Origin of the sequence: uncultured Sneathiella sp., from assembly GCF_963973085.1 — a bacterium.
Taxonomy (GTDB): domain Bacteria; phylum Pseudomonadota; class Alphaproteobacteria; order Sneathiellales; family Sneathiellaceae; genus Sneathiella.
The window spans coordinates 194881-214194 of record NZ_CAXAXA010000005.1 but is presented as its reverse complement, the minus strand read 5'-3'; the positions used below and the strand labels follow the sequence as shown (position 1 = coordinate 214194).

The 19314-nt window shown below is 50.8% G+C and carries 23 protein-coding genes; 17 read left to right on the top strand and 6 right to left on the bottom strand.

The window, feature by feature from the left end; translation table 11 throughout:
• Positions 1–8: 8 nt before the first annotated feature.
• The 5 genes from AACZ19_RS14020 to AACZ19_RS14000 form a co-directional block, all read right to left on the bottom strand.
• On the bottom strand, positions 9–551 hold the full coding sequence (locus tag AACZ19_RS14020; RefSeq protein WP_339635016.1) for an EndoU domain-containing protein: 543 nt from the start codon (positions 549–551) through the stop codon (positions 9–11).
• Positions 538–1329, bottom strand: coding sequence for a flagellar type III secretion system pore protein FliP (fliP, locus tag AACZ19_RS14015; RefSeq protein ID WP_339635014.1), 792 nt, complete (start codon positions 1327–1329; stop codon positions 538–540). The genes AACZ19_RS14020 and fliP overlap by 14 nt, the downstream gene beginning before the upstream one ends.
• On the bottom strand, positions 1322–1627 hold the full coding sequence (locus tag AACZ19_RS14010) for a flagellar biosynthetic protein FliO (protein WP_339635013.1): 306 nt from the start codon (positions 1625–1627) through the stop codon (positions 1322–1324). The genes fliP and AACZ19_RS14010 overlap by 8 nt, the downstream gene beginning before the upstream one ends.
• A 78-nt stretch (positions 1628–1705) precedes the next feature.
• The gene (locus AACZ19_RS14005; RefSeq protein WP_339635011.1) at positions 1706–1990 is read right to left on the bottom strand and encodes a hypothetical protein; all 285 of its coding nucleotides are present in this window, start codon (positions 1988–1990) and stop codon (positions 1706–1708) included.
• Between the two features lie 35 nt (positions 1991–2025).
• Positions 2026–2310 (bottom strand): EscU/YscU/HrcU family type III secretion system export apparatus switch protein, encoded by a 285-nt coding sequence (locus tag AACZ19_RS14000; RefSeq protein ID WP_339635009.1) that lies wholly within the window; start codon positions 2308–2310, stop codon positions 2026–2028.
• 364 nt (positions 2311–2674) lie between these two features.
• Here AACZ19_RS14000 and AACZ19_RS13995 point away from each other — a divergent pair, with 364 nt between their 5' ends.
• The 17 genes from AACZ19_RS13995 to AACZ19_RS13915 all read left to right on the top strand — a co-directional run bounded on the left by AACZ19_RS13995 (position 2675) and on the right by AACZ19_RS13915 (position 17907).
• Positions 2675–3244: a DJ-1/PfpI family protein gene (locus AACZ19_RS13995; protein ID WP_339635007.1), complete on the top strand. Its 570-nt coding sequence runs from the start codon at positions 2675–2677 to the stop codon at positions 3242–3244.
• A 153-nt stretch (positions 3245–3397) separates the two neighbouring features.
• Complete coding sequence (gene flgB, locus AACZ19_RS13990) at positions 3398–3802, top strand: flagellar basal body rod protein FlgB (RefSeq protein WP_339635005.1); 405 nt, start codon at positions 3398–3400, stop codon at positions 3800–3802.
• 26 nt (positions 3803–3828) lie between these two features.
• Positions 3829–4239 carry a flagellar basal body rod protein FlgC gene (flgC, locus tag AACZ19_RS13985; protein ID WP_339635004.1) on the top strand — a complete coding sequence of 137 codons (411 nt, stop codon included), beginning with the start codon at positions 3829–3831 and terminating at the stop codon, positions 4237–4239.
• Between the two features lie 27 nt (positions 4240–4266).
• Positions 4267–4593 (top strand): flagellar hook-basal body complex protein FliE, encoded by a 327-nt coding sequence (locus AACZ19_RS13980; RefSeq protein WP_339635003.1) that lies wholly within the window; start codon positions 4267–4269, stop codon positions 4591–4593.
• A gap of 38 nt (positions 4594–4631) precedes the next feature.
• On the top strand, positions 4632–4895 hold the full coding sequence (gene fliQ, locus AACZ19_RS13975) for a flagellar biosynthesis protein FliQ (RefSeq protein WP_339635001.1): 264 nt from the start codon (positions 4632–4634) through the stop codon (positions 4893–4895).
• Positions 4896–4912: 17 nt separating this feature from the next.
• Positions 4913–5674, top strand: coding sequence for a flagellar biosynthetic protein FliR (gene fliR, locus AACZ19_RS13970; protein WP_339634999.1), 762 nt, complete (start codon positions 4913–4915; stop codon positions 5672–5674).
• 5 nt (positions 5675–5679) lie between these two features.
• Positions 5680–6756: a flagellar biosynthesis protein FlhB gene (gene flhB, locus AACZ19_RS13965; protein ID WP_339634997.1), complete on the top strand. Its 1077-nt coding sequence runs from the start codon at positions 5680–5682 to the stop codon at positions 6754–6756.
• An 8-nt stretch (positions 6757–6764) separates the two neighbouring features.
• Positions 6765–9266 (top strand): PAS domain S-box protein, encoded by a 2502-nt coding sequence (locus tag AACZ19_RS13960; protein ID WP_339634995.1) that lies wholly within the window; start codon positions 6765–6767, stop codon positions 9264–9266.
• Between the two features lie 41 nt (positions 9267–9307).
• The gene (locus AACZ19_RS13955; RefSeq protein ID WP_339634993.1) at positions 9308–9697 is read left to right on the top strand and encodes a hypothetical protein; all 390 of its coding nucleotides are present in this window, start codon (positions 9308–9310) and stop codon (positions 9695–9697) included.
• A 356-nt stretch (positions 9698–10053) separates the two neighbouring features.
• A complete protein-coding gene (locus AACZ19_RS13950; protein ID WP_339634991.1) occupies positions 10054–11208 on the top strand; it encodes an ABC transporter substrate-binding protein in 1155 nt (384 codons plus the stop codon).
• Positions 11209–11253: 45 nt separating this feature from the next.
• Positions 11254–12129 (top strand): hypothetical protein, encoded by an 876-nt coding sequence (locus AACZ19_RS13945; RefSeq protein ID WP_339634989.1) that lies wholly within the window; start codon positions 11254–11256, stop codon positions 12127–12129.
• 10 nt (positions 12130–12139) lie between these two features.
• On the top strand, positions 12140–13978 hold the full coding sequence (locus AACZ19_RS13940) for an ATP-binding cassette domain-containing protein (protein ID WP_339634987.1): 1839 nt from the start codon (positions 12140–12142) through the stop codon (positions 13976–13978).
• The gene (locus AACZ19_RS13935; RefSeq protein WP_339634985.1) at positions 13962–14660 is read left to right on the top strand and encodes an ABC transporter ATP-binding protein; all 699 of its coding nucleotides are present in this window, start codon (positions 13962–13964) and stop codon (positions 14658–14660) included. Before AACZ19_RS13940 ends, AACZ19_RS13935 begins: the two co-directional genes overlap by 17 nt.
• Before the next feature lies 1 nt (position 14661).
• Complete coding sequence (locus AACZ19_RS13930) at positions 14662–14820, top strand: hypothetical protein (RefSeq protein ID WP_339634983.1); 159 nt, start codon at positions 14662–14664, stop codon at positions 14818–14820.
• Positions 14798–16174: an amidase gene (locus tag AACZ19_RS13925; RefSeq protein WP_339634981.1), complete on the top strand. Its 1377-nt coding sequence runs from the start codon at positions 14798–14800 to the stop codon at positions 16172–16174. Before AACZ19_RS13930 ends, AACZ19_RS13925 begins: the two co-directional genes overlap by 23 nt.
• A 12-nt stretch (positions 16175–16186) precedes the next feature.
• The gene (locus AACZ19_RS13920) at positions 16187–17323 is read left to right on the top strand and encodes a transporter substrate-binding domain-containing protein (protein ID WP_339634979.1); all 1137 of its coding nucleotides are present in this window, start codon (positions 16187–16189) and stop codon (positions 17321–17323) included.
• A complete protein-coding gene (locus tag AACZ19_RS13915) occupies positions 17320–17907 on the top strand; it encodes an ANTAR domain-containing protein (RefSeq protein ID WP_339634977.1) in 588 nt (195 codons plus the stop codon). The genes AACZ19_RS13920 and AACZ19_RS13915 overlap by 4 nt, the downstream gene beginning before the upstream one ends.
• Positions 17908–18363: 456 nt before the next feature.
• Here the strand turns inward: AACZ19_RS13915 and AACZ19_RS13910 are convergent, their stop codons facing one another.
• The gene (locus tag AACZ19_RS13910) at positions 18364–19302 is read right to left on the bottom strand and encodes a DUF1177 domain-containing protein (protein ID WP_339634975.1); all 939 of its coding nucleotides are present in this window, start codon (positions 19300–19302) and stop codon (positions 18364–18366) included.
• Between the last annotated feature and the right edge of the window lie 12 nt (positions 19303–19314).

The window sequence follows — 19314 nt, the reverse complement described above, 5'->3', positions numbered from 1 at the left end:
AACCCCTCTCAATCGGCGACATAGAGTGGATAGGCTGTATTTATGTTTCCGTTTGGGGAACGGTAGCCCTCGATCAGAAAGTCATGACCTGACCGCCCGCGCCATCTTGCCCCGTCGGGAAGTTCATTCGTCGAGATGGCGAGAAGGATGCTGTCGATAATTTCCTCTTTCGTAAGCTTATTCGGAAAAAAGCTGGAGAATTTCTCTTTCCACCGCTTTTCCGCAGGATCATAAATTTCGACTGTGGCCGTATACACGCCGGCGCGGTTCGGCCCCGAGAGTCTCTCTTTTATGCGCGAATGGCCGTCGCGGCCGCTCCGCGGGGCAACATGAAATCCTACGGGCTTGCCCCGGCGATTGATCTCTCCCTCAAAGATATGAGGGATATCAAGGGAGGCTGCAGTTGTTGTTGCCGTATCAGGGGGCTGGTCGGAAAATTGCGGGGATAGCGCGAGATATGCTGCAAGAGCGGCCAATAAGACAATGAAAAGTCCCGCCTTTTTAAGCGGAGATAATTTGCGAACGGGTTTTCGACCGCTAGCCCGCCCCATTGACAAAACTCTCAACCAGGCTTTTCGCCACAAGGTTCCAGCCATCGACCAGCACGAAGAAGATCAGCTTGAAGGGGAGCGAAATCATCACTGGAGGCAACATCATCATACCCATGGACATCAGGATGGACGCGACGACCATATCGATCACAATAAACGGCACGAATAGCAGGAAGCCGATTTCAAAGGCGCGCTTGAGTTCACTGATCATGAAGGCGGGGACAAGTACTTTGAGGGGAATTGCCTCTGGGCCTTCTGTCTCTGGTGTTGCACTCAGGTCCATGAACAACAATACATCTTTTTCGCGGGCGTGCTGAAGCATGAAGGTCCGGAAGGGAGCGACCGTTCGATCAAAGGCTTCCGCCTCGTCAATCTGCTCGTCAATCAGCGGGACAATCCCGTTCTCATAGGCACTTTCAAAGGTTGGGGCCATGATAAAGGCCGTCAGGAACAGGGCGAGGGAGATAATAACCACGTTCGGAGGTGTCGACTGAACCCCCAGCGCGCTTCGAAGCAAGGAGAGTACGACAATAAGCCGCGTAAAGGATGTTGTGACAATCAGGATTGCCGGGGCAAGGCTGAGAACCGTCATCAGGACGACCAGCTGAACGATCCGCCCGGTTAGCGGTCCGGCGTCCTCCCCGAAATCAAGGGATACGGACTGCGCCAACACTTCCAGCGGGAGGGCCAGAATCGCAATCGCAAATGCCAGACCGAGCAGGGACCCCTTGTTTTCTGCCAAAAAGCGCAAGCCGCGAAATCCGGATAATTTACTCATGAGAACTCATCCCGCTCTGTGCGGCAGTATTTTTTATTGGGATATTCTGCTCGACCACCAGATCTCGCTCTGGTCCGAGGAGCAAAAGATGCTCCCGATCGTCGCGCTTGACCAGAACAAGGCGTCGCTTTGCATCGATTGCAATCACATCAGTAACGGAAAGCCGTTTCGGGCTGGAAGGATCGCGGGTTACCCTCGGAACCATGCCAAATCGCCGTGCGAGCAGCGTAATGAGCGCAATGAGGCCAAGGACAACAAGCAGGCCGACAATATATTTCAGGTATTGTACGGGTTCCATATGCCTGCCATTTTTGTCTTCGTCCGGTTAAATTACGCGTCTTGGACACACAGTAGCGGGCCTTTGCGAATTTGAAAACTATTCTTTATGCATGCCGCTTTCCATGGCGTGAATATCACGGCCCAGCGTATCATGCCGCTGCTGGATTTCGTTAGAAAGGGCGTTCAGCGATTGCATTACCTGGTTCATGAATTTGGTGAGTTCAATCCGGTCGTCTCTTGGGGCGCTCTGGACACGGCCCTGAACGCGGACGATTTTTTCAGGCAATGATGCCATATCAACCATGATGCCATTTCGGGTCTGTTCCAGATAGACCGAAATATCATTCAACAGATCCGAAATTTCCGAATTTATTGTCGACATGTTTTCCATCGATAGCGCTATTGTTGTACTGGTTGTTAATCCTGACACCGGTATAGATATGACAAAATCTCCGAAACCGCGGCGAATGCCTCAAGCGGGATAGGGCAATCTACCTCGATTTCCGATAGTATTTGTGCCAGATCGGAATCGGTGCGCACCTTTACACCACGAGCGAACGCCAATTGCAAGATTTGTTCGGCGACTTCACCTTTTCCGCTCGCGGTCACCCGGGCGAGGGCGTCCGGATTTTCCGCATAGCTAAGCGCGACGGCAATGGTGCCATCCGTGCTGTTGTGAGGATCATTTTCGTTCTGGGTCATGTGTTTCTCCGGCCGGATGTGGCCAGTTTGAGGGACGGTAACGGATGACAATTAATATTTCTTTACTTCTTTCCTAATATTAGAGCAGTTGATGTCACTTCCCTCTTGCAACTCTGAAAGGGAAGGATTATGTTCCGGTTCGCCGGACAATGGCAACTCAGCCAATTTATATTGTCGACGGTACTGTGCAGCATTACTGACAGGGGCAATTGCTCCGATTTGCACAACAGAAACTGAACAAATGTCTTAGAGACACGAACGGTCGTCCTGAAACAGGACTGGCCCTGCAACATTGAATGCTCCCGTCGTTCAATAAGTTAAATGCGCGCGGTGGAGGCCTAGAGACTAGAGGAGTGATTTGTATATGAGTGATTTGGAAAATGCGTTAAAAGGTAAGTCCGTTGCTATTCTTGTCGCCAACGGATTTGAAGAATCCCATATGACGAGCCTGCATAAAAGCCTGGTCCTGACCGGAGCAGAGGTAAAGATCGTTTCACCGGAGAAGGGCGTCGTGAATAGCTGGCATGGGAACGGCTGGGGACACTTCTTCCCGGCAAATGCGCATCTGGCTACATCCATGTCCCATCACTTTGACGCCGTTGTTATTCCAGGCGGTACGCGCCACGTCAATCGCCTGATCTCCGATCCGCAAACCGCGCGGTTCATGCGCGGCTTCATGGAAGACAACAAACCGGTTGCCCTTTTGGAGGGAGCCCCGAAAATTCTGGCTGAAGCTGACTTGCTGGCGGATCGAGCCGTCATCGCCTTTGACGAAGTGAATGATGCATTGACGGAAAAAGGGGTTAAGCTGATCGAGAATGACTTCCATGTCGATGACATGTTGGTGAGCAGCAAATTTGCCGATGATACGCTGGTCGAAAAGTTTGCGGATCGTATTATGAATTACGAACCCGAGGCATGGGAAGCTGCCTGAAACCTTCCAATTCGATGAATTGATAAAAACGCTCCTGGTTTCGGGGGCGTTTTTTTTGGGCTTAAGCGGCGGATAGGGCAATAATTTACAGTCTGTTAACATTTATCTTCTAGTTTAGGGTCAGGAAAAACCGCGAACAGAAGCGATTTAGATATGAATTTGGATAAAATTCCAATCTTCGCCGCCCTGACGGAGAAAATGAAATGGCTTACTGCCCGGCAGAGTGTGCTGGCGCAGAATATCGCCAATTCAGATACGCCGAACTATCGGGCGCGGGATCTCAAGCCGCTGGAATTTCGCGAGATGATCGAAGGGCCGAAGGAAGAAGATGGCGTGCAGATCAACCGGACGAATATGAGACATATTTTTGTTGATGAAATCGCGTCATACGAGACAGTAATCAACCGCGATTCAAGCCAAACGACACCGACCGGAAACGCGGTCCTGCTTGAACAAGAGATGATGAAAGTTGCGGAAACGCAAATCCAGTATGAGCTGACAACGTCGCTCTACAAGAAAAATCTGGGGATGTTGAAAACAGCCCTTGGTCGCCGTTAACCGGATCGAGAAAGGATACCGATAACATGGATCTTCTAAAAACGATGACAATCTCGGCCTCAGGCATGGATGCCCAGGGGCAGCGTATGCGGGTTATTTCGGAGAACCTGGCGAACAAGGACAGTATGGGCAAGACGGCCGATGAGGATCCCTATCGCCGGAAAATCATTTCCTTTCGCAATGTTCTGGATCGTGAAACGAATGTGACGAAAGTCAAGGTCGGGCGTATTTCCGAGGACCGGACAGATTTTGACCTGAAATTCAATCCAAGCCATCCGGCAGCGAATGCCGACGGGTATGTCAAGATGCCCAATGTCAATTCCCTGGTTGAGATGATGGACATGAAGGAAACCCAAAGGTCTTATCAGGCCAATCTCGGTGTGATTGAGGCATCGAAAAAGATGATCATGCGAACGCTGTCAATTTTGCAGCAGTAATGAATAGGGACGAGCGGAGAGTAGAAAATGGCTGATACGAGCGCAATTGCGGCAACGCAGGCCTATTCAAAAGCGATAAACAATGCCTTGGGCGCCAAGCCTGATGCCGCGTCTTCTGACGCAGCGGCGGTTGGCGGGCCGAGCTTTGCCGACATGCTGGCGGAAGCGGGCACCGAAGCAGTTGATGCAGGTATTGCCTCCGAGCAGATTAGCCTTGAGGCTGTCACTGGAAACGCTGGCCTTGCGGACATCGTCACGGCCGTCAGTAATGCCGAGGCAACTCTTGAAACCGTGGTCGCGGTACGTGATCGTGTAATTCAGGCTTATCAAGACATCATAAAAATGCCAATCTAGGCTGTAAGGTTAATTTACAGCAAAAGGATTGACGCGATATGAGCCCAACCGATGTCGTCGACGTAGTACGCGAAGCGATTTGGGTCCTTTTGGCCGTTGCCGCACCGGTAATGCTTGTCGCATTAGGCGTTGGACTGGTGATTGCCCTTATTCAGGCATTGACGCAGGTACAGGAAATGACGCTTGTCTTCGTGCCCAAGATTCTGGCGATCTTTCTGTCTTTAATCATTTTCATGCCCTTTATGATTTCGTCGATGATCGGGCTGATGGAACAGATAGCCCAGCGTATCGCGGGCACATGACCACCGGTGGCCGCTAGATGCTGGATGAGTTTCTCAGCGTTAATATTTTCGCCTTTCTTCTGGTTTTCATCCGCCTTGGCGCGGCCTTCATGGTTGTTCCGGGTTTTGGGGAGGCATTTATCCCGCCCCGCGTGCGTCTTGGCATTGCCCTGGCGGTAAGTTTGCTGGTCTTGCCTTTCGCGGCCGATCAGATTCCGGTGGAACCGGCGACACCGATTGAGCTGCTCCTCCTCATGCTGGGTGAGATCGTGATTGGTCTGGTCATGGGCGGTGTGTTGCGATTGCTGCTTAGCAGTTTGCATGTCGCCGGAACGATCATTGCGCAGCAATCCGGACTTGCCGCCGCCCAGTTTTTCGATCCCGCCCAGATGACGCAGGGCGCCATTACCAGCACATTCCTGACCCTGATGGGGCTGACGATGATTTTCGTTACCGATATGCATCATATTTTTATCGAGGGGACTTTTGCGACTTACCGCCTTTTTCCCGTCGGGCAGGTGCCTGATTTTGGTAATATAAGCATACTGATAACGGATTTTGTTCAATTATCATTTAAACTTGGATTCCAGATGTCCGCGCCATTTCTGGTGTTTGGTATTACGTTCTATATCGGGATCGGCCTTATTAACCGGCTGATGCCGCAGGTGCAGATCTTTTTTGTCGCCATGCCTTTGCAGATTATCCTTTCTTTTGCAATTCTGGCGATTACAATCGGTGCCAGTATGATGTGGTTTATTAATTATTACGAGGAAGCGCTGATGCGTTTTCTCGGGGAGTAGGGCGGATGGCTGACGATTCAGATGATGCCCAAAAAACCGAAGAGCCGACCGCGAAAAAGCTGGAAGATGCCTTCAAGAAGGGGCAGGTGCCCAAATCCCAGGAGGTTGGCCATTGGTTTATGACGATCGGAATCACGCTGGTTGTCATGATTTTTATTGCCGGGCTTGGCAATGGCCTGACATACGACCTCCTCAAGTTTATCGAACAGCCGCACACAATTGCGACGGACCGCTTTCATCTGGGTCAGGTATTTGGCGATCTGGGCTGGGAAATCATCTGGGTCGTGGCCCCGGCGCTCGGGACATTGATGATTGCCGGGCTGCTCGGTAATCTCATACAGCATCGGCCCGTTTTTTCGGCTGAGCGGATTAAGCCAAAGCTTGAGAAACTCTCACTGCTGAAGGGCGCCAAGCGGCTGTTTTCCCTCAAATCGATTGTGGAGTTCCTCAAGGGAATTTTCAAAATCACTCTTGTCGGCTCCATCGCCATCCTTTTTGTTTTGCCGTCGATGGATCAACTGCCCGTCGTTGTCTCCTATGATGTGCTGCAGGTCTTGAACCTTATGCAGGATCAGGCGCTGTTGTTGCTCGCCGGTGTTGTTGCGGTAATGAGTGTCATTGCCGGACTCGATTTCATGTATCAGCGCTACAACCACATGAAAGAACTGCGGATGACGAAGCAGGAGATCAAGGACGAGTATAAACAGACGGAAGGTGACCCGATGATCCGCGCCCGGCTTCGGGCCCTCCGTGCGGAGCGTTCGCGACAGCGAATGATGCAGTCAGTACCGGAAGCCGACGTGATCATCACCAACCCGACCCATTTTGCCGTCGCGCTGCAATATAAAGCGGAAGACGAGCGGGCGCCGGTCGTTGTTGCCAAGGGTATGGATAATATCGCCGCAAAAATCCGTGAAATCGCGAACGAGAATGATATTCCCATCGTCGAGAATCCGCCGCTTGCCCGTGCTCTGCACAAGGCTTGTGATCTTGATGACGAAATTCCCTATGAGCATTTCAAGGCCGTCGCTGAAATCATTGGTTATGTTATGCGGCTGAACAAGAACAAGCTGAAGAACTAGGCGGGTTGATGCAGAAACTAATTAGCAGACGGCGGCGCAACCCGAAATTTTCCCTGGGCATGGATGCCCGTCAGCTTGCCGCGGCCTTTTTTCTTTTGGCGGCCCTGATTGTAATCTCTGCGCTGTTGGGACAGGAATTGGGTCTTGTCAATATTATCATCCTCAGTGCTATGGTTGTTGCCGCAATGGGAATTGGCCTTTGGTACCTGATCTTTCATGGCCTGCGACAGGCTGCGAGCGGAAATCTCGACCTGCTATCTGATATCATTTCCACGAGCCCTGAAGGGCGGTTGCTGACAACGAAAGATGGGCGATTTGTTTACGCAAATGATGCCTATTGTACGCTATTGGAGCTTTCGCAGAAGGAACAGCCACAAACATTGGGTGAATATTTTGCGGCGGATAGTGAGGCAAGCGAGAAAATAGACAAGCTCCTGAAAACGGCGGTTTATGCGGGGACCACCGGCGGGCGGATCGATATTGAGACGAAAACCGGGCGGTGGCTTTCTATTCTTGCCCATACCATGGATGTTATGCCGGATAATATCATCTGGTACATAACGGAAACCACGCGGCAGCACCGGCTAGAAGAAGACGAGCGGATCGCGCGTCAGAAATTGTCGGAATATTTCAACAATGCGCCTGTCGGCTTCTATTCGCTGGATGGCGACGGAAAGCTCCAGTTTGCCAACCGGATATTTGCCGACTGGCTTGGCTATCAGCAGGAAGAATTAACAGACAGCCTGATTTCCTTTACGGATCTTGTCGTCAAAACCAATGAAAACCAGTTGGACCTGATGGAGATTTTCTCCGCAACCGGCCCGCTTTATGAAGGGGAACTGACCTTGCGCCGCCGGGACGGCACTTTGCTCCCTGTCCATGTCACCCAGACAATTGTTCGAGATGACGAAGGCACGGTTCTGGGATCCCGCTCCGTGGTACGGGAGTTGCTGCAGGAGCAGGAATGGCGTGAACGTGTTGCGAATGCGGAGCTACATTTCCGGCGTTTCTTTGAGGCAGCGCCGATTGGTATCCTGCTACTTGATAGTGACGGCATCGTCAAGGAAGCAAACCCGGCCTTTCGTGCGCTGACCGGAACGGTGATCAACAAGGCAATCGGTAGTCATGTGACGACACTCGTGCAGGACAGTGACCATGATCTCTTGCGCCAAAAACTGATCGAGGCAAGCGCCAGTGAATTGGCAGCCCCTTCAGTTGAAGTCAAACTACTTGGCACGACAGAGCGGGCAGCAAGCTTCTACATTAGCGCTATTGCCGGTGAAGACCCTGATTCCGGGCGCCTGCTTGTCCATGTAATCGATACGTCGGCGCAACGAAGCCTGGAAGTACAGTTTGCGCAAAGTCAGAAGATGCAGGCCGTTGGCCAGCTTGCTGGCGGGATTGCGCATGATTTCAATAATCTCCTGACAGCGATGATCGGGTTTTGCGATCTGTTATTGCTTCGCCATCAAGTCGGTGATGCTTCTTATTCCGATATCAACCAGATCAAGCAGAACGCCAACCGCGCCGCTGGTCTGGTGCGTCAGCTGTTGGCTTTCTCGCGCCAGCAAACCTTGCGGCCGGAAGTGACTGACCTGACAGACGTACTTGCAGAACTGTCAAACCTGCTCCGACGACTGATCGGGGAGGCCATCGAGCTAAAAATAAATCACGCCCGTGACCTCTGGCTGGTCAAGGTTGACCGCGGACAGTTTGAACAGGTTGTTATTAATCTCGCGGTGAATGCGCGCGACGCCATGTCTGGCGACGGCCTGCTTACATTCGAGACGGAAAATGTGACGGTCCGGCCAAAACAAAAGGAATTCAATGAACTTATTCCGCCTGGTGATTATAGTCTGGTGCGGGTCTCGGATACGGGAACCGGCATTTCGAAAGAAGTGATCGGCAAGATATTCGACCCCTTCTTCACTACCAAGAAAGTCGGCGAGGGCACGGGCCTTGGCCTTAGTACCGTTTACGGCATCATCAAACAAACAGGCGGCTTCATCTTTGCCGAGAATAATGAGGATGGTAAGGGAACAACATTCAGTATCTATCTGCCGCGCCATATGGAAGCAGCCAAATCTAAAGAAAACGGTGAAGCGTTGCAGCAACCCGCTCATCGTGATTTGACAGGGAAGGGAACCATCCTCCTGGTGGAAGACGAGGATCCTGTCCGGCTTTTTGCGGCCAGAGCCCTTGAGAACAAGGGATACACCGTCCTTCAGGCGGATTGCGGTGAAATGGCGTTGGAAGTTGCCCATGATCATGATGGTGAAATTGATCTTCTCATTACTGACGTCGTCATGCCAATCATGGACGGTCCGACACTGGTCAAGAAGATCCTCGGCGAGAAACCGGATCTGAAAGTAGTCTTTATTTCCGGATACGCCGAAGATGCGTTCCGCAAGGACCTTGATTTTGATGTCAGTAAAATCGACTTCCTGCCAAAGCCCTTTTCGCTGAAAGAAATCGCGACGAAGGTAAAAGAAGTTCTCGTACGCGATTGAGGTGAGTAGGGTATGAGAATGGCAATGCAAGGGGTCTTGCATTGAAAGGGCCGGGCATAGGCTGGAATGCATTAACCATGGTTGTCGTGGAGGGCATAATTTATCTTTTCTGGATTGGCACACAAGGAGCCCTGTACCTACGCCAGATTGTGAAGCACTCCAGTGGCAATATAAATACGGTGATACCGCAGCATGGAATAAATACGTTCATCGCGCCAACACCAACAAGTCCAACCGCTCAACCTAATACAACGGCCTTACAACTGGTCAGCACGCATTCTGTAATAAATAATAATCCAAATGAGAACGATGATGATGCAGCGAATGATTCTGAAGATGAGGATCAGAAATCACAAAGCGATGGCAGAACTCAAAACGTAAATCCTGAGTTACAAGGAGACGGTACTGATGATTCATCCGAGAAACCATAAAATAGTCTTCGTTACCAAGCGTATGTAATTTAACACTTGTTTGACAAACTTTGCTTCCCGCCGGAACTTTAAACCGGCGGGAAGTTTTTTTGAGTTCGGCAAAAGGTAAAGGATTTTTTCAGGAAAAAATTCATTCAAACGTTAATGACTTGACATAAGAAAAGCATTTGTTAGTATTTCTGTGCGCAAAGATGCGCAGAAAATTCGAGCGACGTAGCTGAACACCATACAGTGGGATGATGCTTGTCGCTTTTTTTGTGTTGTGTTCAGTCGCGTCCGATTCTAACAGGAGGACGTGATAAATGAGACGAATTCTAACAGGTGTATGTTCCCTCGCGCTTACGGCAGGTCTATGTATGGGGACCGCAGTTGCTGACACAAAGATTGGTGCAATTTTTGATCTGACCGGCGGCTTAAATATTTACGGTGTACAGCAAAACAACGCTTTGCAATTGGCGGTGGAAGATATCAATGCCAAAGGCGGCGTGCTGGGCGAGCCCATCGAAGTCATCACTTATGATGCCCAGTCAGAGCTGAGCAAATATACCCAGTTTGCGAACACGGCTATTCTCCGGGATGACATCACCGCGCTTTTTGCGGGCCTGACCAGTTCCTCACGCGAGGCCATCCGGCCTATCGTTCGTAAGGCGAAAATTCCCTATTTTTATTCTTCTCTTTATGAGGGCGGGGCATGCGATAAAGAAACATTCGTGACCGGCTCTTCGGCGTCACAGCAGATGTCCAAACTGATCGAGTGGGGCGTCAGCACTTACGGTCCAAAGATTTATATTATGGCTCCCGATTACAACTTCGGAACCATTTCCGCCCATTGGGTTCACGAATATGCCGAACAAAATGGCGGTGAGGTTGTTGGTGAAGATTTTCTGCCGCTAACGGTTTCAGACTATGCGCCTACCTTGCAAAAAATTCAGGCTTCCAAGCCTGACTTCGTTGTAGCATTGCCGGTGGGTGCCAACCAGACTGGTTTCCTTGAGCAGTTCGCGGCAGCTGGCCTGAAGGATCGCATCGGTATTGTTTCCACCAACTATGGCTCTGGCAACCAGCAGGTTGTTGTCTCTCCGGAGGCAGGAAAGGGCATTATCGCCAGCGCTGGTTACTTTATGGAAGTGGCGAATGACGAAAACGCGGAGTTTGTCAAGAAGTGGCAGGCTAAGTACGGCACGGAAATTCCCATCGTATCTGGCGCCGTTGACGTCTGGAATGCAGTGCATTTATGGGCACTCGCGGTGAATAAGGCGGAAACCTCCGACAGCGCTGCAGTAATAGAGGCACTTGAAAGTGGACTCAGCTTTAAGGCTCCTAATGGGACGGTATCTCTCGATCCTAAATCGCATCATTTGAACCAGAACATCTATATTGCCGAAGGCAACGCCGATCACGGTTTTGATATTCTGGTGACATTTAACGATGTACCGGCGGCTTTCGAAGCTGAAAAATGTGATCTTATCAAGAATCCTGGCATAGCAGAGCATTTTACACCTGAGAGCTGACATTAAGGAAGGGAGTGCCTTCATCAACAGACGGCACTCCCAATTTTGGAAAAAAAGAAAATGGATTATTTTGCAACAGTTCTGATTTCGTCGCTTTCGAGTGCTTCAATACTACTGATCGCGACTCTCGGATTGGCAGTTGTGTTCGGTCTAATGGGCGTAATTAATTTGGCGCACGGGGAATTTATTATGCTGGGCGCTTATTCTGCCCTAACGGCGACGCAACTCGGAATTCCCTTTATCGCGGCCATTCCGATCGCCGTAATTTTGACAATGGCCTTTGGCGCCTTGGTCGAGATAATCATTATACGTCGCCTTTACGGGCGATTGTTCGACACAATGCTGGCCACATGGGGATTAAGCCTGGCCTTGTACCAGGGCGCAGTATTGATCTTCGGCTCAGTATCTCCTGGCATTGGCATGCCGCAAATGAATTTCAATGTTGGAGATTATACTCTGGCAACTTATCCAATTTTCATGATTCTCGTCGCTGTCATCATGCTTGCGGGCATTTATTTGCTCTTGACGCGTAGTGTCTATGGCATGAAGGCGCGAGCAGCCATTCAGGTGCCTGATATGGCGCGGGCTATTGGTATAGATTCAGCCCGCACAAATACGCTGACGTTCGCCATTGGGTGCGGACTGGCCGGGTTTGCCGGAGCAATCCTCCTCCCTATTGTTCCGGCAACCCCGTCCATGGGCTTTGCTTTTGTTATCAAGGCGTTTTTGACCGTCGTGATTGCCGGCCCAGTCACACTTGCGGGCAGCGCGCTCGCAGCTATTGGCGTTGGTACCGGCGCCAGTGTTGTCGCCAGCTTCATGACATCTGTTGCTGGCGACCTTTTTTTCTTCATTCTGACAGTTGTTTTACTGCGGCTTTATCCTCTGGGAATTTCCGCCAAGTGGCGCATGAAGTTGTAAGGGGGAAGAAATGAAAAATAACATAACTCTCGCTGAAAAGATCTATGGATCTATTGGCTATACAGCTCCGCTTGTTGTCGTTATCGTGGCACTTTCCGCCTCTGGCCTGCTCGATCCTTATTTGGCATATGTCGCGTCATTGTGGGTGATTTTTGGCCTTCTAGGTATGAGCCTGGATCTGGTATGGGGGCGCGGTGGCGTGCTCAGCTTGGGGCAAACCGCGTTTTATGGGCTGGGCGGGTACTTTGGCTCGGTTGTCGCTATCAACTTCTCACATCTCACGGGGAACAGCCTGATTTGGGCGTTGCCAACGGGTGCAATTTGCGGCGCATTGACGGCAGCTGTCATTGGCTACTTTATTTTCTATGCCCGTACCGGACCCCTTCAAACGACAATTCTTACCTACACTTTTACCATTCTTCTTTGGACGCTATCCCAGTCGTTCAAAATCACAATTGGTGACGCCAAAATAGGCGGAGATAATGGCATGGCCAATATCCCCGGCATGATTTTGGGCTTTGGGAAGGATGCACAACAACTTGAACCAAATGCCATGTTCGCGACGGTGGTTCTTATTTCAGCGGTTATATATTTCGCAACCCGCAAGCTTATGAGTGGCCCGTTTGGGAGAATTGTAGACTGTATTAGGATTGACGGCGAGAAAACCGAATTACTTGGCTATGATATACGCAAGTATCAACTGCAGAATTTCATGGTTGCTGGCGCTATCGCAGGTCTCGCCGGCGCCTTGTTTGCTGCGTGGTCAAATTACTTGAACCCGTCGATTTTCTCCGTACAGGAGGCATTGATGGTGCCTATATATGTGCTCGTCGGCGGGGCGGGGACATTGTCAGGGGCATTTATTGGCGCTGTGTTGATTGGCGGGCTTTCGTTCTGGCTGGGCGGGGGAACCATTGGCGGTCAGACGACCCTCATACTTGGTTTAGTCCTGATTGTCCTGGTGGTCTTCTTAAAGAACGGAATATTGGGCGCATTAGATAATTTGTGGCTCCGCTTTCTTCCTGATCGCAATAAGGTCGTGAATTCCATTCAGCCCGTGACGATTGATTCTGCGGTAGTGGAAAATATCCTGACGGATGCTGAAATTGCCGCCGGTCCGCCAAAAACTCTAGAGACGAGAAATGCCGTGAAGGCATTTGGCGGCGTTGTTCCGGTGAACGAGGTTTCCCTGAAGTTTGAGCCGGGTCTTCCGCACTCCGTCATTGGGCCAAACGGTGCTGGCAAAAGTTCATTTCTTAAAGTCTGTGTTGGGATGTATCCGCCCGATTCCGGTAAAGTCCTGCTTGGGGGAGAAGTCGTGTCGCATTCTCCTATTTTCGAATGTGTATCAAAGGGACTTGGGGTCAAAAACCAGAAACCACAGGTATTTGGCGAACTTTCGATTTTCGAAAACTTATGGACCGCCGCATATTCGATGACGCGCGACAAGGAAAAAGCCAACCGGATTGCCGATCAGATACTGACAATGCTGGGCATGCATGAGCAGGGAGATGTTGAAGCTTCTGCCCTGTCCCATGGACAACAACAATGGTTGGATATTGGCATGGTGCTGTGTCTCACTCCACGAACAATTTTGTTCGACGAACCAGCGGCAGGTATGACGAACGAAGAAACACGAGAGCTTTCCCGACTGGTAAGGATTCTCGCCAAGAAGACCACGGTCCTGGTGGTTGAGCATGATATGGAGTTCGTGCGGACGCTGGAAGGCATGGTAACCGTTCTTCACCAAGGAGCCTTTTTTGCAAAGGGTGATATCGGAGAATTACGGGCCGATGATCGTGTTTTGGATATTTACCTGGGGAGACGGAAGCATGTTCAGAGTATCTGACGCGACTGGTGGTTACGGGAAAACTGTCATTATTCATGATGTAAGTCTCAATGTTAAGGAAGGCGAGATTGTCGCTCTTCTGGGCCGCAATGGTGTGGGCAAGTCAACATTGATGAAATACATGACGGGCATTATTCCAGCAAAAAAAGGTAAGGTGGAAATCGCTGGACGTCCCGCACCCAGCACCACTTTCGGGCGGGCTCGGGCCGGATTGGGATATGTGCCGCAGGGACGTTTTGTGTTTCCGCGCATGTCTGTCTCCGAGAATATTGCCGTTGCCGCCGCCACGAACGGCAAAGACCCGTCCGAAGCTGTTGAAGAAGCCCTGGAGGAATTCCCTCTCCTCAAACCAAAAGCAGCGGATCTGGCTGGCGGATTGTCTGGTGGACAGCAACAAGTGCTGGCGCTGGCCAGAGCCCTTGCGACGGATCCATGTGTCTTATTGCTAGATGAACCTACGGAGGGTGTACAGCCGTCTATTATTGACGAAATTGCCGGAACCCTTCTTCGCATAAATAAGGAAAGAGGCCTTTCAATGCTTGTCGCAGAGCAGGACCTGGATTTTTGCCTTTCTATTGCGGAGCGAGCCTATGTGATGGAAAGAGGCGCTATACGGCTCGAAACAGATCGCGAAAATCTGCAAAAGGATAAATCATTGCAGCAAGAGTTGCTGGGAGTGTGACATGAATAAAGAGACAGCATTATCTGACCTGCAAAAGCAACACATAGAGGCAACTCTTGTGAGAATAAGAGGAGGACTAGCTAAACAATGCGATCCGAATCTTGAACCGGCACATATCTTTATTCCGGAGATTTTTAGTGACAGAACAATTGAGTATTGAGAGAAATTGGACTGTCAGCTCTCAGTCCAAAGCCATGGCAGCCGGCGATGTTTCGGCGATGGAATTAGCGGAAGTCGCTCTCCAGCAAGCAGCGGAAAAATCTGTTTTAAATGCGGTCGTTTCGTTGGATCCTGAAATTGTTCGCCGACAGGCGGCGGAGTCCGATGAACGGAGGGCATCCGGACAAACCTTGAGTGAGATTGATGGCATCTGTATTGCGGTAAAGGATAATTTCTGGACGAAGGATTATCCGACAACCGCCTGCTCTAATGCGACCCCGCGGGTTCCAGAAAAAACAGATGCATTTGTAATTGCGAAGCTCCGATCGGCAGGGGCCATAATTTTCGCTAAAACGAATATGCATGAATGGGCGTATGGCGCAACGAACGCGACGTCAAACATTGGCCCGTCCCGAAACCCACACAATATTGAATACACAACGGGCGGCAGCAGCGGAGGATCTGCGGCAATGGTTGCTGCAGGAATTGTTCCAGCTGCTTTGGGGAGTGACACCGGGGGTTCGGTTCGCATACCTGCTGGCGCCTGTGGGATATATGGGTTCAAACCAAGTTATGGCCGCGCATCTCGGCACGGCGTGCTACCGTTATCCTGGTCCTTGGATGCGCCGGGGCTGATGGCCACGACCTTGCATGACTTAGAAATGCTGTTGCCGTTTTTCTTGGGCGCGGATCAGGCTGACCGAACAACGGCCCTGTCAAGGCCCTACACACCCAGTAGAACCACTGATAACCTAAGACTTATAAATCTTGTGGGCGATGGATTGGAGCGCAGTGACGAGGTGGATATCGTGCACAGCAGGGCTCTGAGGCAGGTTCAAGGCGCTGCGGAAATTCGCACATCAGGTATTCCCGGCGTAGCATCATATTTCGCAGCATGGGAAGCGATTCTCCATGCGGAAGCATCAAGTTATCATCTTGAGCAGATGACGGAAGACCCGTCAGGGTACAGTCCTGTCACCCGATCTCACCTTGAGGCCGGAAAGATGCTGTTGGCAACTGAACTGCTGAAAGCCCAACAACTGCGCACTGAGTTTTGCCTGGCCTTAGAAAAGCTCTGGCAAGATGCGGACGCTTTGGTCTTGCCGACCCTTCCTGTCACCGCACCAAAAATTGGCGAAGACTGGCAGGAATTTGGGAATTTGCGGGTTACTAGTCAGGACAGCATGACCTGGTTTTGCTGGCTTGCCAATCTTGCAGGGCTGCCGTGTATCTCTATTCCGTGCGGCATATCCAGTACCGGCATGCCAATAGGAATGATGGTCATGGCGAAAGCGGGTGAGGATGAAAAACTAATTGATATTGTGCATAAAATGGATTTTTCTATCAATCCTTGATAGGGTAGATTGATGAAACAAAACCCGTTTAGCTTCGGCGTCCTGTTCTCGCAATCAGGAATGATGGCGGTAACAGAGATCGCGCATTTGCAGGGTGTGTTACTTGCCTGTGATGAAATTAACATGGGGGGCGGGATAAACGGCCGCTTGCTTGATCCGATTATATTTGATCCACAAAGTGATGCCTCAACTTATGCCCGAATGACAACGGAACTCTTGTTGCGGCACAACGTCAATGTGATTTTCGGTTGCTGCCTTTCATCAAGCCGAAAGCGGGTTTTACCAATTGTTGAAAGGTTCAACGGGGTCCTTTTTTATCCCTCAGTCTATGAAGGATTTGAATACTCACCAAATGTTATTTATGGCGGTGCGACACCAAATCAGATGGTTATTCCGCTGTTGGAATATTTATTTTCCAGGGAATGGAAAAAAGCTGTCCTTATTGGGACGGATACTCTTTTTGCGCGCGAAATAAACCGGATTGTGGCGGAGTTTTTATCGGAAAGCGGCGGAAATTTTATCACAAAAAATTATGTGCCCCTCGGGACGCCTAAAGAGGTTTATAAAAATATAGCGCTCCGCGCCATAGAAAGCCAACCTGACATAATCCTCTCGACTTTTGTCGGCGGAGAAATTCAAAAATTTTATGAGTGCTTTTCAGAATTAGCTGAAACCCACAAATTGCCGCCAATTGCGTCTTTGACGACGACTGAATCTGAGTTGGCGAAACTTCCTGAGAACGCACGCTCCGGTCATTTGACGGTTTCGCCATACTTTGGTTCAGAGGACAGCGTATCAAACAAAAAGTTTGTCGAACTGTATAAATCGAAGTATGGAGACACGCATCAACCAAGCGTTTATACTGAGACGACGTATAGTCAAATTCACTTGCTTTGCGAAGGCCTGAAGTGGTCGGCCAGTGATTCAAGTCAGGATATTTTAAGTTCGCTTTCCAATATTATCTTGGACACGCCGGGCGGGCAAATTTCACTGGACAAGAATACGAATCATACTATTCTGAAGAGAATGATCGGTGAGTCCAATGAAAATGGTGAATTTGACATCGTTTGGAGTAGCCCTGAAGTTGTGAATCCTGATCCGTACCTGATGAGTTATGACCGCCTGATTGTTCCTAAAAGGATGATATGATCGACTCAGATATATCTATTCTGAGAACCTTACGCAAAACTCATACACTCGTCTTACACCCAGATGATGAGGATGGTGTGGCGTTGACACGTCATTTGGCCCGGATAGGATGTGTTGCTGAAAGGGTGTGGCCCGCGCCATCTGAACTGCCGGCGGAGGTCAATGTAGTTTTGTTCCTTCTCAGTCCGGACGAGGACAGCAATTCATATGAATGGATGAGTTCTGAAGTAGATGTGGCGCGCATTGCAATCATTTCCTATGAGACCCCTGAAATTCTTGTACAGTTAGATAAACTTAATGCACACAGCATCCTCACGAAACCCATACGGCATTTTGGTGTTCTTGCTGCCGTTACCAATTCTATTCAAGTTGCAAGCCACATCGCTCGGTTAAGGCGACGAATCCAATTGCAGGAAGAAACTCTCAAAGGTCGTCGTAAGGTGGAAACGGCAATCGGTATTTTGCGAGAGTCCAGAGGTATTTCCGAAGAGCAGGCCTATCGCCTGCTCAGAGAAAAATCGATGAGGGACAGGATTCCAATCGGCGAAATTGCTGAAGCTTTGATAGTCTCAAGTGACTTGTAATCCTGAAAATGGCAATGTTCGGCGTGGTCCGATTGCTTAAAATTCTATACGGTTCACTTCTGCAATCATGAGACGGAAATCCGGGGCCGATATACTTTGTAGGAGTGTTCGGAAAAAGATATGCAAGACACTGTTACTGCATTAGTTATTCTTCCACGGATGCAACTATTTTTCCGCGGGACTTGGTGGGTTAACGCGTGATGAAGTGGGATAGTAATTCCATGACTTATCAATATATTTTGGGCCGCAAAAACTCCGGAAGTGTTTCCGAAGGCTTTTGAATTGGCTCCCCGAACAGGATTCGAACGAGTATACCCGGATTTGCAACCCGCTGCGTCACCACTCCGCCACCAAGCCTCTAACTTGTGGTGTGTTGCCAAAAGCCTAGGTTTTGTAAGGCTTTCGGCAGGGAGTCTCAAGCGCAGCGATGGCGTGCGGAAGCGGCCCGCCGCTGCGTCAGGCCCCGACTTTAACGCCCGACTGGAAATGATCCATGGGCCCGTAGAGCTTGAGGATTTCGGCGAATTCTGTGCGGTCATAGAATTCGCAGTCGCCCGAGGTGAATGCCTTCGCCACCTCAACGGAAAAACGCGCGGCGGCCTCAACGTCGATCAGATGTGTCGCCCCGGTGGCGCAGCCGGCAACCGGCACTTCCGTCGTGATGGCTACACCGACGACTGGCGCCGCCGTCGCCGTGCAGGGCTGCAAAATGCTATTGAGGTGATAAAGGCCGTTGCCGTAAGGGGTGATGTCCTGCTGGGTGAGGGCAAATACATGTGGCAGTTTGCCTGTCACCTGCGCCATCAGATCGAGAAGATCGTCGCTGGTTTTCAGGATATAGCCTGACTTCACAGTCGGGGAGATGGCAAAGCCCCGGTGATTTAGGATCTTGTTGCCCTTGGTCGTATCGACCGAGAGGATGGCATCCATCTCCGCCGCGACTTCCCACGCATTCTTGATCTCCATGGGGATCGGCGAATCCATGAAGGGAACGGGCTTGTGCGGCCGGGTCGGCGCATCGGGGCAGATATGGGTCGTGAAGATGACATCGCCCGCGAGCCGGTCGCCCTGCATCGCCATTTTTGCGAGTTTCGCCGCTGCCGCCAGCACGGCTAGCGCGCCATCACCATCGGAGACGAACCCGATCCGCTCCGGCCGGGCACCAAGGCCGCCGAGACGGCCGATAATGCCGAGGGTCGGGGCGTCTCCGCCCGCTGTTTTCCCGCTCGTTCCCGGTATGTTGAACTTGATGAAGTCCGTCGCGCCGTTGTCGGAGGTGGCGCGCTTGATTTCGCACTCGGCCTTCCCGGTGTCCCTGATATACTCCTGCACCAGGGCGCCGCTCGCCGCCGGCGAATCCAGAATTTCAAAGATATCGATGATTTGTTTCAGCATGGTTCGTCGCCG